This window comes from Halobacteriovorax sp. JY17, assembly GCF_002753895.1.
GTDB lineage: Bacteria > Bdellovibrionota > Bacteriovoracia > Bacteriovoracales > Bacteriovoracaceae > Halobacteriovorax.
On sequence record NZ_NJER01000002.1, the window covers coordinates 732,285 to 748,363 of the forward strand.

Consider the following 16,079-nt stretch of genomic DNA (forward strand, 5'->3'; position numbering starts at 1 on the left):
ATGAAAGTATTTGCAAAAGGAAAAAATTTAGAAACCCTAAATTATGATGAATTAAAGTTGATCGTTAGAGATTCAGCCTGTCGCTCTTTAGAAATTGAAAACGTTGTAAGGGCACTCGACCTATTTTCTAAAAAAGTTCTCACTCTTGATTTAGATCAGGGGCTTGCTCGTGAAATTTCAACTTTTTGTTCTCAAAAAGGAATAGAAGGAAAACTAAAAAGTGAGTTAGGTTCAATTAACCCGTTTGATATTAAGCGAAGAGATTTCAAGACTACCGAAATGGAGTCTTACTATCCTCTTGGAACTTTACTTCATATCACCTCTTCTAACTCAGAAGGTTTAGCCTTTCTTGCCTTAGTCGAAGGTTTAATAAGCGGTAATATTAATATTGTAAAGTTGAGTAGAAGAGATAGTGATATTTGCTTCAAGCTCGTTGAGATACTTCTCTCTTTCGATAAATCAAACTTCTTGAAAGACAGAATTGTCTTACTGCAAGATGCAAGTATTGGTTTAGAAGAGTTAATTGACTTGAGTGATGGGGTTTCTTGCTGGGGAGGAGATAGTGCTCTAAATTCTATAAGAGCATTAGTTCCAAGTTCTAAGAGGTTTATTACTTGGGGGCATAAAATATCATTTGCTCTAATTGATATGGACGGCGACCTTAAAACTAAGGCCGATAAATTGGTCTTAGAGATACTTAAGTATAATCAACAGGCGTGTTCTGCTCCACAGGTATGTTATGTATTAGATGCAAGTTTTTCTGAAATAAGAGACTTTTCTAAATTACTAGATGAGGCTTTTTCTGAGTCTTTAGATATAACTTCCCTAGAACTTGATATTCAAGAAAAAGCAGAGCTTACAAATTATAATCAACTCTTAAAGTTAGAGTCTCTTGTCGAGGATAAGGGCGTTATCGTTGGAAGGGATCATCAATGGAGAATTTACACCGAAAATAATTCTGATTTTAAACCATCTCCGCTCAATCGTACAATTTGGATAAAACCTCTCAAGAGAGAAGATATTATTAAGACGTTTGTGAGTCATAGAGATTACCTTCAGACGGTGGGAGTATCTCTTTCTGAAAAGAAAATTGAATTTGTAAGAGATTTACTGAGTGCCGGAGTGACGAGAGTTCGTGAGCTTGGAAGAATGCAAGAGTCTTATAGTGGAGAGCCTCATGACGGAGAATATGCCTTAAGACGATTTGTGAAGAAAGTAAGTATTGACCTAGACATGCTTTCTCAAAATTTCCGATTAGATGAGAGAATCTTTAAAAAGCAAAGTATTAATAAAAATCTAAAGGTTATGAGTAAGGAAGACTTCCAGAATATGGATGTAAATGAATCTTTAAATCATTTATTCTTTAGAAGTGGAGGAAGTTCTGGAAAAACTGCAATTTCTCCTTTTTCATATAATTCTTATCATGTTCAGATGAAGGCCGCAGCGGAAGGATTACTTGCTTCTGGACTTAATCCTAGTACTGATCGCTGTGGTAACCTCTTCTTTGGAGGGGGGCTTTACGGTGGGTTTATAAGCTTCTTCACGATCTTAGAAATGATGGAGGCCATTCAATTTCCTATTGCTGCTTACGAAGACAAAGAGTTTGTTGCAAAGGTGATTTTAGACAATAGAGTTGATACTCTTCTAGGAATGCCATCATATATTATTGATCTTTTTAAAGAGCAAGCTGCAGTCTTAAGAAAATCTTCTGTGAAGAAAATTTTCTTTGGAGGGGAGCACTTTCCTGATGGACAAAAACACTGGTTAAAAGAAGAGTTTGGAGTTGAGATTATAAGGTCTGCCAGCTATGGCTCTGTTGACGCTGGACCTCTTGGGTTTCAATGCGAGTGCTGTGAGGGTTCTGAGCATCACTTAAATGAAACTATTCAGCAATTAGAAATATTGAAAATAGAGAGTGATGAAGAAGTCTTGGAAGGAGAAGTCGGAAGGCTCGTATTTACATCAAAAGCAAGAGATTCAGTGAGCATCAATAGATATGATCTTGGAGATCTTGGCCGAATGATTTCGAAGGAATGTGATTGTGGAAGAAAGAATTTAAAGTTTGAGCTTCTTGGAAGGCATGGAGATATTTTTAGGGCCGGAGGGACTTTCTTTAACTTTACAAAGATTCAAAGAGTCTTAGAAGAATATTTTTCGTATGGAGGTAGTCTACAAGTCATTATAGATAATTCAACGGGAAAAGATTCGATAGAGGTTGTTTTAGATAATAAAGAATTTTCAGAGGAGGAATTTATGGAGAAATATAAAGATCTTTATGAAGCTGTTCAAATGGAGCAGACGGTTTTATTTTCAATGAAAAATACTTCTCCAAAAGACTTTCTTCACTCTAAGAATAGTGGGAAGCTCTTAAGAGTAATTGATAAGAGGATATTTTGAATAATAGACTAAGAGAACATATTTTATTTGTTAGAGAGAAATCAGAATTTTATAGAAACCTCTATCAAGATGTTAATCAGACGACTTTTTCTCTATCTGATTTACCAATTCTTAATCAGGAAAGTTTTTGGGGGAGTAATGGTTTCGATAATAATACTGTCTTAACGTCTACTCAGCCAAATGGTGTTGTTTTTAAAAGTGGAGGAACGACAGGCACTCCGAAGTCGAGTTATTTTACTCAGGAGGAATGGGAAGTCTTCACAAGTGATTTTGCTTTTGGCATGGATCAACTTAATTTGAAAGAGGGAGATCGTTGTGCAAACCTCTTCTATTCAGGTGATTTATATGCTTCTTTCTTATTTATTAATAAGAGTGTTGAAAAACTAAAGAGCAAAGTTGTTCAGTATCCAATTACTGGACAAACGAGTCTAGAAGAAACAAGGAAGATTATTGAAAACTTTAAAATCAATACTCTATTTGGAGTTCCTACTTCTTTGTTAAATCTAGCAAATCAATTTAAAGAGAAAAATTCTCAAATTGAACATATATACTATGGCGGAGAACCACTCTTTGAAGACCAGAAAGAGAAGCTCTTGGAGAAGTTTCCATGTGCCCATATATCATCAATTGGATATGCTAGTGTAGATGGTGGACAACTTGGTTATGTGAATTCTACTTGTCTTGCTGGTGAACATATTGTTTTCGAAAATACGATTATGGAAATCGTAGATATTGAAACAAATAAAGTAATTTCGGAAACTAATAAAGTCGGAAAATTAGTTTATACAAATCTCTCTAGAAGATTAATGCCAATCATTCGCTATCCTGTTGGAGATATGGCCACTTGGGTAGAAGTGGGGACTAAGTTTAAGCTGTTGGGTCGTTCTGATGAAGGAGCTCGAGTTGGTCCAGTTACTATTTCACGAGATGATATTCTCTCGGCACTAAAGAGAAGTAGCTTAGGTGAATATGTTCAGAATATTCAATTGGTAATAAAGAGAGATAATGGCAGAGATTATTTGCATGTCTACTTAGGAGTTGAAAGTAAAGTTAGTCTTAATATTTCAGAGTCCTTAAGGAACTTTAAAGAGCACTTTGCCTTAGAAAGACCTATGTACCAGAAGGAGAAGAACGCTGATAATATTGGAGAATTAGAAGCTTCAATAGTATTAGTTGATGACCTCCAGAAGAACCCAAGAACAGGTAAATTAAGGTTAGTTATAGACGAAAGATTCTCCTGAGAGATAAGAAATCTTTATTTTCGTGATATTATTTAAGTAATTAAATACACGAGGATAAAAGCTTGAAAATCCTATTAGCACAAAGTAATCATAAAATTAAAGATCGTCTAAATCTCTATTTAGATAATCTTCCAACAGTCGTTGAAGTATTCGAAGTCTCTTCTTTCTCAGAGCTTAAAGACAAACTAATAGATGATCCTTCAATTGATATAACCATTTCCTGTCACATGAGTTCTAAGTTTGAAGGAATGAAAATTTCTGGACTCTTATTAAATGAACATCAGAGTGATCTCATTGTGAATACAACTGAAAACTTACAAGATTCATTGGAGTTTAAGGCCTTCTCCAAGTTAGATAATAGAGCGCAAATTATTCAAAACGATATTAACTGCGAGTCCTTTCATCATCTTATTTTAGATATTTTAAAGAAGAGAAGAAACTTAAATTTCAAGTATACAGAAGAAGTTTACAGAAAAGTTAGGCTTTCATATTTCTTACGTTTTAATAAAGTTCTATGTGATGTTTTTATAAAGTTGAGTGATGATAAATATATCAAAGTATTAAAACAGGATGATATTTATACAAGAGATGATCTGCAGAAGTACCGAGAGAAAGATATTAAGTATCTTTATATTCAAGCAGAGGATTACGATGAATTTGGAGCAAGCCTAGCTACAACACCATTTCTTATTGAAGACAAGAATTTAGAATCAAAGTATCTAGATGATGCTGTAATAAACACTTTAGATATTGTTCATGAGATGGTTCTTGAATCGGGATTAACAGATGAAGTTATTAATCTCGTTGACTATACGGCCTACCAAATTGAGAGTAACTTAGAGAATGATAGAATTTTAAATCGTCTGCTCTCAATATTAAAAGACAGGAAGGACTATCTCTTAGATCATAGTTATATGATCGCTTATTTCTCAAATTCTATTTGCTCTTTTATGGAATGGGACTCTGAAGAAATTAGAAAGAAGTTAAGCTATGCTGCCATTTTGCAAGATGTGTGTTTGAGTGATGCAAAAATGGCCTTGATAATGAATCTTCAAAAACCTGAGATGACAAATTATACGCCAGAGCAAATATCTAATTACAAATCTCATCCAGAGCAAATTGCAAATATTGTAAGAGCAAATGATAGTATTCCTCTAAATGTTGATGAAATTCTTCTTTCTCATCATGAAAGACCAGAAGGGAATGGATATCCAAGAGGATTGAGTCATCACCGAGTATCTCAACTTTCTGCTGTCTTTATTGTTGCTCATTCATTCGTAGATGAGCTTTATAGAGAAGAGTTTGACCTAAGTCATATTCCTGAAATTCTCAAGAGAATGGAGAAGCGATTCTCTGTGGGAAATTATAGAAAGCCTCTAGAGGGGCTTATTAGTGTTTTCAAAAAATCTATTCAAGTTGCATAGGTTTAGTAGATGGATAGGTTCATTTCTTGATCGACACCAATCATTTGGCCAACTTCCATTGGAATCCAAGTATTGTCGCCGTGAATTGGTTCACTACTAAAAATGAGATGATTTATTTTTCCATTCTGCGTTGGAGCCTCACATTCTGGGGAAAAATAAGGACAAGTATCTCTCTCGGAACACTTTACTTTATAAGTAGAGTAGAAGAGTTTCTTTCCACCCTGGTGGGCCATCATGGTTTTTCCATTTGTAATAATAAAAGTTAGAAAAGTTTCAGTATTGCTACCATCATCACTTTGATAGTAATCACCAATGATATCAGTGAGGCCTTTTATTGCTCTTTTTATAGCATCTTGAAGGCTTTCAATGTCACAGTGTCTATCCGATAATTCAACCTTTTCACTTAATTTTGTTAGAATGAAGTAAAAAATGATTTCAGAGTCTGTTGTACCTAAAATAAATCTTCGAAGGTGAGGGGAAATTTTACTAATGATTTCATCTCTATATTTAGCAAAGTCTTTAATATTTCCATTATGAGCAAATATCCAATTCCCATATTGAAACGGGTGAGTATTTAAAATATTAACAGTCCCAAGAGTCGCGTTTCGAAGATGAGCAATAACTGTTTCAGAACTTACAATTCCTGATACCTTCTTGAATATATTGTCATTTACTGCTGTTTTTTCAGACCTGATAACATGGGGAGCACCCGCTGTGTAGTAGCTCACACCCCAACCATCAGGGTGCTTATTACTTTGCACTTCGAGAGCATTTTCAGCACTTATAAGGCTGTGGTGAACCTGACTTTGAATAATTGAACGAAAACCAAATAGTCTACACATACCTAACCTATGTTTCTTACCAATAGAGGTATTATAACATAGGTTAGGGTGTGAACTATAGAGGTGTAAATTATACGTCTATTTTAAAGTCTAAATCCCACTCTGAATGAGGGTGAGCTTTTAAAAAATTGATCAAAGAGGCGCAGTGGAGTCGAATATTTCTGACTTGAGTTTTTTTATTTAGATGTTTTATCTTATTGCATCTTTCTTTGATCACACTTGAGCTCATTATAATCGCCATATGAGTAATATGCGATATGAGCATAGAAACTACCCAAAATCTTCCATCAAGAGGAGTCTCTTCTCCAACTTCATCTGTGACTAATTTTAGAAGTATTTCTCCTGCGGGAGGGCCTAGGCTGTCAGAGCAAACACCTTCCGCGTCTGAAAAGTCGATACTTTCATTTAGTATCAATCTAAAAGTATTTAGAAGAGTGTGGCTATGGTCCATAAAGAAGTTAAACATCTCAACAGAGAAATCTCCAAGGTCCATTCCTTCCTTGTAGATTTCTTTAAGCTGCTTTTCAACTTCTATACAATTGTTATTAAAGACTTCAAAATAGAGATTTTGCTTATTGGAGAAGTGGTAATTAACAGAGGCAAGATTTACATCTGCCTCTTTAGCAATATCTCTAACAGAAGTTCCATCATAACCCTTACAACCGAAGAGTTTGAGAGCAACACCAAGAATTTTACACTTTGTATCGTTTACTTTTGTCATACTATTCCTATGCTAGCTCTTCTGTTACTTCTAAGTCGCCTTCGACATGCTTACTTCTCTTCGTTATTCTATTCATGAAGTTCACAAAGTCTTCAAGAATAGCGTATGCAGGAGGAATAAAGGAGAGTGTCAGAATTGTTCCCGACACAAGTCCCCAGGCCATCGCAAGAGTCATTGGAACTAGAGTTGGGTCAGATCCTCCAACCCCATAGGCCGTAGGAAATAGTCCACTGACAGTCGTTAGAGAGGTTACAAGAACTGCTCTAAGTCTCATCCCGGAAGCTTTAACTAGAATTTCGTGAAGAGAGAGTTTACCCTCTGCTCTCATTTCATCAATAAAGCTTATTAGAACAATTCCTGAGTTTACGATAATCCCGGCGAGTCCAATAATACCAATTAAAGCAAGAAAGGAAATTGGACGTGTTCTATCCATATATCCACTAAGAACTGGTGTTGCAAAAGCAATAGAGAAACCTAGTAGCCCTAGAGGGATCGTCATCATAATAATGAGTGGTCTCAGATACGACTTAAAGAGAAAAACAAGTATTGCGAAGATTCCGATAGCAGCTAGAATACTTGCTTGAGCTAAACTTTCCATGGACTCTTTTGTAGACTCTGCAACTCCACCAAATACTAGTGATACACTTGGGTAATCTGATCTAAGCTCTTCGTAAGTTTTTAGAAGAATTTGATTAGCTTCCATTGCTGTAATCTTCTTTTCATTAATTGAACCTGCAAGAGTTTTTGATCTCTTAAAATCAAATCTCTTAATTTGAGGAGTTCCATCTTTTGTTTCAAACTTAGCAAATGTACCTAGTGGAACAAGATTTCCTCTGGTATCCATAATATTAACGTTTTTCAATTTCGAGATGTCTGTTCTATCTTCTTCTTTGAAACTTACTCTGAGGTCTACATCTTTGTTGTTAAGTGTTACCTCTGAAATGATTCTTCCTGAAATAGCACTTCTAACAGTATCTCCAGCATTGAAAATATTTAATCCAAGTTGATCTGCTTTTTCATAATCGATATTTATAAAAACTTCATCATCACCAATAATGTCATTCACTTTTAGGTCGATTACTCCTGGAACTTTGCCAAGTCTTTCTTTCACTTTTCCAATGAGTGTATCTAGCTCTTCTCCGTCATTTGATCTAAAAGTCGCTTCAATATCACTTCCTACCGGAGGACCATTTACTTGAGCTTCAAAAGTGAGAGATTTATAACCATCTTTTGATATTCCTGCTCTCAGCTTTTCTAGAACTGTTGTGTAGAAGAGGTTTAGTTTTGCATCTTCTGTGACATAGATGAAAACAATTCCAACATTATTTCCTTCAGAAGCCTTTGGGTCTGTTAGTTGAACTTTTGATTCTCCTGATCTTCCTACAAGGTGCTCAACATCTTCTCCAAGGACTTCTTTAATCTTACCTGTTAGTGTTTTTAGCTTATCGTTTGTTTCATCAAGCTTTGTTCCATTTGGTAGCTCAAATCTTGCTATATAAATTTCTGTCTGATCAGCAGGAAAGAGAATGAATTTATTTCCTGCTGTCATCATAAATAATGCAAAGATAATTAGACCAGAAAAACCTGCAGCTGCGATATATCTTCTCTTAATAAGAACTTCCATAAATTTTTCAAACTTACTTTCAAATTTATGAAACCAGTCTTTCTTTGAGTTTCCATCTTTGTCTTTTTTTACAGATGATCCTGCACTTACTAATCTCATCGGTAGGAAGAAGAAACTTTCGACAAGAGAAAGTAGGAGGGAAATGGTTACGACAATAGGAATCCATTTAATGAATTGTCCCATAATCCCTTTTGTAACTAACATTGGGAGAAAAGCTGCAATTGTTGTGAAAGCAGTTGCTGTGATTGGTAGCCAAAGACTTCTGATCGATTCGAGGGCCGCTTCTTGTGATGTTTTGCCATCTTGTCTGAGTCTTGTGAAGTTCTCAGAAATAACAACTGAGTTATCAACGAGCATCCCTAGGGCAATAACTAGAGCAAGCACTGTTATTGTATTTAGATTCATTCCAAAAGCGGGCATGATTCCAAGGGTTCCCATAATTGCGAGAGGAAGAGACATTGATGCCATTAGACCAATTCTTCCTGGAAGAAAAATGAAGAGGAAAACAATAACTAGGATTAATCCTGATACTGCGTTATTGGCCAGAACATCTAATTTATCCTTAACCTTAATTGACTCATTTAAGAATACTTTGAATTCAGCTTTACCTTTATAAAGTTTCTCATATTCTAATAGCTTCTTATTTACATTCTCTACAAGTGCAATTGTATCGGCACCTGCTTTCTTGGCAATTGTTAAGAGAGTTGCATCTTCACCGTTATATCTTGTTTTTACTTTGATATCTTCTTCACCATCTACGACTTTTGCAACATCTTTTAGATAAATAGATTGGCCTGAGAAATTAGATCGAATAAGAATATTTTCGAGCTCGCTTGTATTTTTAATTTTCCCTTCAAGCCTTAAAAGCTGTTGAGTCTTATCTTGCTTAAGGTTACCTCCCGGAATGTTTACATTCCTCGCTTGAATCTTAGAGATTAACTCTTGCATGCCAATGTGATGTTTATTTAAGAGATTATTATCGACTTCAATTTGGAAAGTTCTCTTTGTGTATCCTGCTAGAGTGACACCCTTAACGAGTTTATTATCTTCAATTTCTTCTTTTAGATGATCTGAGATTATATCTCTTAGCCTACCTTCGTTACTTCCAAGAACTGCAATTTGAAAAACAGGCATTTCTTCAGATTTTATTTCATTGAACTTCGGTCTATCTATTAAATCTGATGGGAGTTTATTTGTTCTATCAACTGCTTTTTGTATATCACTCATGACATCTTCAACGACAACGCCTGAACCGTCCATATCAATTCGGATGACAATTGTACTAAGGCCAGATTGACTAGTTGAGTTTACATCTTTAAGTCCACTAACAGTACGAATCTCATCTTCAATAGGTTTAGTGATTTTTGTTTCTATATCTTGGGCTGTCGCACCGTCATATCTCGTCGTTACAATTGCAGTCGCAAAACTTACGTTAGGGTAGGACTCAGAGTTCATTTTCGCTAGACCCATAATTCCATAAATCATCATACCTAGCATGAGGACAATGGAGAGCTTCGAATTTTCAATAAAGAATTTTGAAATTGTTTTCATAGTTATCTCTCGTTTCTAATTATTAATATCACATGGCATTTCAGTATAAACAGTGAAGTAATCTAGTAGAGTCGTAATGATTGATAATTGACTCTGGACTTCTAGAAGATTACTGCTTAAAAGAGCATCTTGATCTAAGATTAAGTCCCTAAATGAAACTCTCGCCTGGTTATACTTCTTCTTTGTGTGCTTAAGTGTTATTGCTAGTTTTTCACTATTAATATTTTGTTGTTCAATGACTTTTTGTAGTAGATGAATATTTTTAACGACCTGAGAATGATAGGCATTAACTTTTCCAACAATTTCTTCTTTTTGAGAAATGAATCTCTTCTTATCTAATAAGTCTTGAAGCTCTTTTGATTTAGTTGAACTTCCTCCTAGAGGAATTCGTAACTCCACGCCTGCACTAAATGCTGTTCTTCCGTCATCAGAAAATCTATCCCAAGCTTCACTATATCCTTCTGTTTTTCCAAGTCTTTTAACTTCTGAGACAAATTGAACATTCGCTCTATTGTATGAGTCAGTTATTTTCCTTTGATGTGTGTATTCAGTTTGAAGTGATTTTAAAATCTCATCATAGCTTGAGTACTGCAAAGGAGCTTCGTTGAAGTTCGATATCTGAGCAATACAGCTAAAGAGTTGTTTAGATGTTTTAGGTATCGAGTACGTTCCAAGAACAAGCTCTTTGTCAGAAAGTGTAGGAAGTAGTTCCTTTAATTGTTGAACAAGAACTTCTCTTTGGTATTGAAGGTTTATGATTCTAGAATTTCTATCGGCAATTTGAGATTCTGATCTCGAAACTTCGCTAATTTCAGCAATTTTATTTTTAAACTTTCTCTTTGAGTCTTTTAATTGCTGTTGGGAAAGGGTTAAGAGCTTTTGAGATATCTTCAATTGCTCATTATTTGCTACTAGTGACCAATAAATCTTTCTTAAACTTTGGTAGAAGGCCTTCTTTTGAATATTCTTTTGTAGATCTGCTCTAAGTACACTTTCTTTAAGTAGCTCTCTTTGTGAGCTTGTTAGTCTACCGAGAAAGTTCTTGTAAAGATCCATGGAAAACTCTAGTCCAAAACCGTTACTAGTTCCTTTGTTAACTACGGAGCTTGTCATTTGTTCTGAAAAAGTATTAACACCGATCTTCATTCCTGTTCCAAGCCCTTTTTCAACACCAACTTTGTAGGCCTTTATAGGTGAACTGACAGGGATTTGTGGGGAAAATGAATTTTCACTTGTCTTGTAATAACTTGCAGAGCCCACAAGATTGAAGTCGAAATTTTCCTCGAATGCTTCTCTTTGAAAATCTACTGATAGAAATGAAGCTTCAATTGCCAAAGTATTTGGAGCTGCATTATTGACTTCTTTTTTAATTAATTCTTCTGTAATTGTGACTCTTTCCTTTGCGAAAGAGGACGTACTCAATAAGGTTATTATTGATACGAAAATTAACATTTTCATCTGGTATCTTCCTTTAGTATTCAAACGTTTGTTTGATTTTATACGAACGTTTGAATTTAAACAAGGGTAGTATGTAAAGAACTTAACTAAAATACTATTTTTCTAATTATTTCAAATAGATAAAGAATCAAACTCTTCATAAAGGGCAAGTAGGCTCGCTTCGAGTCCTTCTTTCTTGCCGCCTAGATTAGCATAGAGTTTACTGGTTTCAGGGTCCATATTGTCGAAATTAAACTTGAGCATAAGCTCTTCTATAGATGATATTTGAGCTTCAAGATCTTCAATTAATGAAGGAATATCCTCGAGTCTCTTCTTTTGTGAATTTGAAAGCTTCGTAGCTACTGGCTCAGGAGTTTCAACCACTTCTTTTGGAAGTTCTACTTCAGAATTTTCTTCACTTTCTTGTTCAAGAAGAATATTTTCTAAGGCCAAAGCTTCTAGATAACTTTCTGCTTGAGCATAGCCGCCAACAAATTGCTCAATGGACTTATTATTTAAAACCCAAGTCTTGTTCGTCACGTTTGAAAGAAAACTTCTATCGTGAGAAATAAGGATAAGTGAGCCTTTAAATTGAACAAGAGCATCTTCTAATATTTGAAGAGTTTCAAGATCAAGGTCGTTGGTAGGTTCATCAAAAATCCAAATATCTGCTTGCTTTGTTAAATTCTTTGCAAGTTGTAAACGGCCTTTTTCTCCCCCAGAGAGAGTTTTAATTGGTCTCTTTAAATCATCTTTGGAGAAGAGGAAGCTTTCAAAGTAAGCAGCGACATGTCTTGTTCTACCATCTGCTAATGTCACTTGATCTGAGCCGTCTGTTAAAAAATTATGAGGAGTTTCCTCTTCGTCCATCTCTTCTCTTTTTTGCGAGAAGTATTGAATGTTTAAATCATCGGCAATCTTTAGCTTTCCACTCGTATTTACTAATTCTCCGAGTATCATCTTCACAAGAGTCGTCTTACCAACACCGTTCTTTCCAATGAGTCCAATTCTGTCTCCCTTGTAGATATCAACATCTATTTGAGAGAAAATATCTTTTCCGGGATATGAGAAAGAAACGTCTTTCATTTCGACGAGGCTTCTAGTCTTACGTTGAGTGGAAGTAATATTTAAATCGAGAGCTCTACGAGCTTCGCCTTTCACTGAAGTTATTTTGTCTTTTAAGTCATGAAAGTTTTCAACTCTCTTCTTACTTCTCGTTCCTCTGGCCTTGATTCCTTGACGCATCCATGCTTGCTCTCGACTAAGAGAATTCTTTAGGCGGCCAAGTAGTTTTCTTCTTGCAGATTCTTGCTCAGATAAGAAATCAAGATAATCAATATAAGAACCTTTAAAGCTTTCAATAAGACCATTTTTGATATGGAGAATTTTACTACAAACTTTTCCAAGTAAGTATCTATCGTGAGAAATCACGACAAATGTCTTTCCTGAACTCATTAATTCATCTTCAAACAATTTGATTGTTTCAATATCTAAATGGTTTGTCGGTTCATCCCATAGGATGAGATTTTCTTTTGCAGTGAAACCAAGGCTTAGTAGAATCTTTTTCTGCTCACCACCACTAAGGTCGATCACTCTTGTTTCTAAATCATTTTGACCAAAGTACTTCATATACGATTCAAAGGATCGAATTAAATCCCAACTTCCTAAATGATCTAATTCATCAAGAAGTTTATTCTGCTGTTCAATAAGTTCTTCACTATAGTCTGTTTCAAACTTTTCATTAATAAGATCAAGGGCCTTATGAATCTTTAAATGCTCAGGATAGAATCTGAAGAAATAGTCTTTTATAGTGACTTCATCACCATCTTCAAGTTGCATTTCCTGAGGAACTAGGAATGTTGAAAACCCTTGATTATTCTCTCCACCACTATTTGCCTTATCGAAAGTGAAAGGAGGTGTTGAGCGATCTGGAGTAACCTTTGAGGCTAGTATTTTAAATAGAGAAGATTTTCCTTTTCCGTTGAGGCCAAGAAGTCCGATTTGATCGCCATAGGAAATAGTAAACCCCGCACCTGTGAATAAGGTTTTAGTCCCAAGGTGAAGGTGAATATTGCTCAAAGTACATAGTAAAGACATCGCGAGACTATATAGTTTAAGTGCTGCTTATACAAGACTTCTAAGGACTCACGTGAAATATTCCAGCTGTAAGTGACTGATTTACTTCGGTGAAAATGATTGGGGGCGGCACAATATTCCTTGTTGAAGAAAACAGGTTAGTCAAAAGGTATACTTTTCTTAAGGACTTTGGAGAAAGGTGAACCTGTCAAGGAGGTTGTCATCAAATTTCCAGCAATTGCCAGTAAGACATATCAAGCTTTCAAGTCTCAATCAGAGATGATTAAGATCATGAATGATGTCATTAAGAAAATTAAAAAACTTTCCTCTCCCTCTAGAAGGGCCAGATTTGTGCATAAAGAAGTTAATAGAAAGATTACGGAATTATTTAAAGATTCTGCAGTTGAGAGAAATGTATCTTGTCGTGAAGGATGTTCAGCTTGCTGTCATACACAAGTAAGTATTTCTGACGATGAAGCTCAATTACTTCATAAAATTGTACAAGATGGACATAAGATAGATTTAGAGAGATTAAAAAATCAATCAAAGGCTAGTAAGAGTAGCGCCACTTGGTATCGCCTTTCTTATCAAGAAAGAGCTTGTATTTTCTTAGATGAAAATAAGAGCTGCTCCATATACGACAGTAGACCTATGGTGTGTCGTACAAACCATGTCGTAGGCGACCCAAAAGACTGTTCTACTGAGGATGGTTTAGAGCATTCTGTTAAATTACTCAATACATTTGAAGCAGATATGGTTGTCATGGCGGGATTTAGTCAGTGTGAGGAGAATGGTGCACTTCCTGATCTTCTATTTAGTTTAATAGAAGGAAAAAAAGAAGTTTTAGATATGATGAGCCCTTTTAAAAATCTGAGTCAGGTTTTCAAAGAACTTTAATCAAGCTATGCTCATGTCATGAGTCATTGCCCACTTTGTCTTTGTGACAATTCCATTTTACATTATGAAAATAAGAAGAAAGTATTTTTTCGTTGTAATACTTGTAAGCTAATATTTGCTCCCAAAGAGAGATTGCTAAACACCGCAGAAGAAGTTGAGATATATGATCTTCATGAAAATGATCCTAATGATATAAATTATGTAAATTTTATGGAAAGAATTTTGACTCCTCTTAGAGATCACTTACCATATGGTTCTCATGGCATAGACTTTGGGTGTGGTCCGGGTCCTGTTGTGAAAACGATTCTCTCAAAAGAAAATTTTAAGATATCAGAGTACGATCCATTCTATGTAAATGATAAGTCCTTACTTGATGAGCAATATGATTTCTTGATTGCCACTGAAGTTATTGAACATATTTATGAGACAAAGAAAGATTTCGAACTCATGCTTTCATTGGTAAAGAAAAAAGGCGTGATCGCACTGATGACATCATTTTATTCTGATGATATAGATAAGTTTAGTCGCTGGGGATATCACAATGATCCAACTCATGTCCGCTTCTTTAATGAAGAGACGTTTGATTGGATGGCAAAGGAATATGGATTAAGGCTCATCATTCCCACTAAAAATATTGCATTCTTTATAAAGGAATAACTATGATTAAAATGTATGGAATACCAAATTGTGACACTGTTAAGAAGGCCCGCAAGTTTCTTGATGAAAATCAAGTCGAATTTGAATTTGTCGATTTTAAAAAGGTGGCTCCTACTGAAAAAGAAATCAAGACTTGGAAAAAAACTTTTGGTGATTGGCCAGTAAATAAGCGCGGAACAACTTTTAGAAAATTAAAAGAAGAGTTTGAAAGTGCAAACGATAAGGAAATTGTAAAATTAATTTCTGAAAATTCATCTGTAATTAAGAGACCAATTCTTGAAGAAAATGGTAAAGCTATTTGTTTTGGTTTTGATAAAGAGGTTTTTGAAAATCTTCTATGAACAAAGAACAGTACCTAGCAAAGAAGAAATTAGCACAAGTTGAATTTGATAATATTCAAAGAAGGAAGACTTGTTTGAAGTGTAGGCGAACTATTGATGCCTGCCTCTGTGAAAGTATTGTTGAAATTGAAACTAATACGATGTTCGTTCTGCTTATGCACCCTATGGAAGCTAAGAAAGAAAAAGTTGGAACGGGCAGACTAACTAATGCTAGCCTAGAAAATTCAAAAGTAATAATGGGGATTGATTTTACGGATGACCCAGAAGTTAATGCTCTAATTAATGACTCTAATAATCTCTGCTTTGCTATGTACCCAGGAAAGAGTGCTATAAATATAAGTGAAGAGAAATTCTCTTACGATAAGAAAAAGAAATTAGTTATTTTTATTATTGATGCCACATGGCCTTGTGCTAAGAAAATGATGAAGCTCTCTGAAAACCTCTTAGAGCTTCCAAGGATTTGCTTTACTCCAACTGAGAGGTCTAGGTTTGATATTAAACATCAGCCAATGGACTTTTGCCTCTCAACTATTGAATCTGTTCACTACTTTCTCTCGGCCTTAGAAGAGCAGGGGATTGAGAAATTAAGTGGAAAGCATGATTCTCTTCTAAAAACTCTTGAGGCCTTAGTTCATTATCAGCTAGAGTGCGAAAACGATCCCAATAGGCAAACCTATAGAAGAAACTCATTCACTCCCTTTGAAAAGAGACGAAAGTCCGCGAAGTGGAATACGCGCTCACTATTTGTAGATTAGGCTGAAATGCCAACGATTCTTGCTACTAAAATCCTCAGCCTATAAAAAATAACCTATTGAAAATACAGACATTTGGCTTTATCTACCCAATTCTTTTAGAACTCACTTGAAGGTAG

The 16,079-nt window shown here is 35.3% G+C and carries 12 protein-coding genes; 7 read left to right on the plus strand and 5 right to left on the minus strand.

The annotated features are described in order from the left end of the window. The 3 genes from CES88_RS11705 to CES88_RS11715 all read left to right on the plus strand — a co-directional run bounded on the left by CES88_RS11705 (position 1) and on the right by CES88_RS11715 (position 5,062). Positions 1 to 2,397 (plus strand): acyl-CoA reductase, encoded by a 2,397-nt coding sequence (locus CES88_RS11705; protein WP_290734547.1) that lies wholly within the window; start codon positions 1 to 3, stop codon positions 2,395 to 2,397. Further along, positions 2,394 to 3,638, plus strand: coding sequence for an AMP-binding protein (locus tag CES88_RS11710; protein ID WP_290734549.1), 1,245 nt, complete (start codon positions 2,394 to 2,396; stop codon positions 3,636 to 3,638). The genes CES88_RS11705 and CES88_RS11710 overlap by 4 nt, the downstream gene beginning before the upstream one ends. A 62-nt stretch (positions 3,639 to 3,700) precedes the next feature. After that, positions 3,701 to 5,062 (plus strand): HD domain-containing phosphohydrolase, encoded by a 1,362-nt coding sequence (locus CES88_RS11715; RefSeq protein WP_290734551.1) that lies wholly within the window; start codon positions 3,701 to 3,703, stop codon positions 5,060 to 5,062. A gap of 2 nt (positions 5,063 to 5,064) precedes the next feature. Here CES88_RS11715 and CES88_RS11720 read toward each other — a convergent pair whose 3' ends face one another. The 5 genes from CES88_RS11720 to CES88_RS11740 form a co-directional block, all read right to left on the minus strand. Continuing rightward, complete coding sequence (locus tag CES88_RS11720; RefSeq protein WP_290734553.1) at positions 5,065 to 5,904, minus strand: class II glutamine amidotransferase; 840 nt, start codon at positions 5,902 to 5,904, stop codon at positions 5,065 to 5,067. 70 nt (positions 5,905 to 5,974) lie between these two features. After that, positions 5,975 to 6,625 (minus strand): TetR family transcriptional regulator, encoded by a 651-nt coding sequence (locus tag CES88_RS11725; RefSeq protein WP_290734555.1) that lies wholly within the window; start codon positions 6,623 to 6,625, stop codon positions 5,975 to 5,977. Positions 6,626 to 6,632: 7 nt separating this feature from the next. Beyond that, on the minus strand, positions 6,633 to 9,800 hold the full coding sequence (locus tag CES88_RS11730; RefSeq protein WP_290734557.1) for an efflux RND transporter permease subunit: 3,168 nt from the start codon (positions 9,798 to 9,800) through the stop codon (positions 6,633 to 6,635). A 15-nt stretch (positions 9,801 to 9,815) separates the two neighbouring features. Continuing rightward, entirely contained in the window at positions 9,816 to 11,258 is a 1,443-nt protein-coding gene (locus tag CES88_RS11735; protein WP_290734559.1) for a TolC family protein, read from the minus strand. 111 nt (positions 11,259 to 11,369) lie between these two features. Beyond that, the gene (locus tag CES88_RS11740; RefSeq protein ID WP_290734561.1) at positions 11,370 to 13,334 is read right to left on the minus strand and encodes an ABC-F family ATP-binding cassette domain-containing protein; all 1,965 of its coding nucleotides are present in this window, start codon (positions 13,332 to 13,334) and stop codon (positions 11,370 to 11,372) included. 168 nt (positions 13,335 to 13,502) lie between these two features. Here CES88_RS11740 and CES88_RS11745 point away from each other — a divergent pair, with 168 nt between their 5' ends. From CES88_RS11745 to CES88_RS11760, 4 genes are read left to right on the plus strand one after another with little or no spacing between them, the layout of a single operon-like run. Then, complete coding sequence (locus CES88_RS11745; RefSeq protein ID WP_290734563.1) at positions 13,503 to 14,210, plus strand: YkgJ family cysteine cluster protein; 708 nt, start codon at positions 13,503 to 13,505, stop codon at positions 14,208 to 14,210. Positions 14,211 to 14,228: 18 nt separating this feature from the next. Next, positions 14,229 to 14,867: a class I SAM-dependent methyltransferase gene (locus CES88_RS11750; protein ID WP_290734565.1), complete on the plus strand. Its 639-nt coding sequence runs from the start codon at positions 14,229 to 14,231 to the stop codon at positions 14,865 to 14,867. 2 nt (positions 14,868 to 14,869) lie between these two features. Next, on the plus strand, positions 14,870 to 15,208 hold the full coding sequence (locus CES88_RS11755; RefSeq protein WP_290734567.1) for a Spx/MgsR family RNA polymerase-binding regulatory protein: 339 nt from the start codon (positions 14,870 to 14,872) through the stop codon (positions 15,206 to 15,208). After that, positions 15,205 to 15,963, plus strand: coding sequence for a tRNA-uridine aminocarboxypropyltransferase (locus CES88_RS11760; RefSeq protein ID WP_290734569.1), 759 nt, complete (start codon positions 15,205 to 15,207; stop codon positions 15,961 to 15,963). Before CES88_RS11755 ends, CES88_RS11760 begins: the two co-directional genes overlap by 4 nt. Positions 15,964 to 16,079 lie beyond the last annotated feature (116 nt).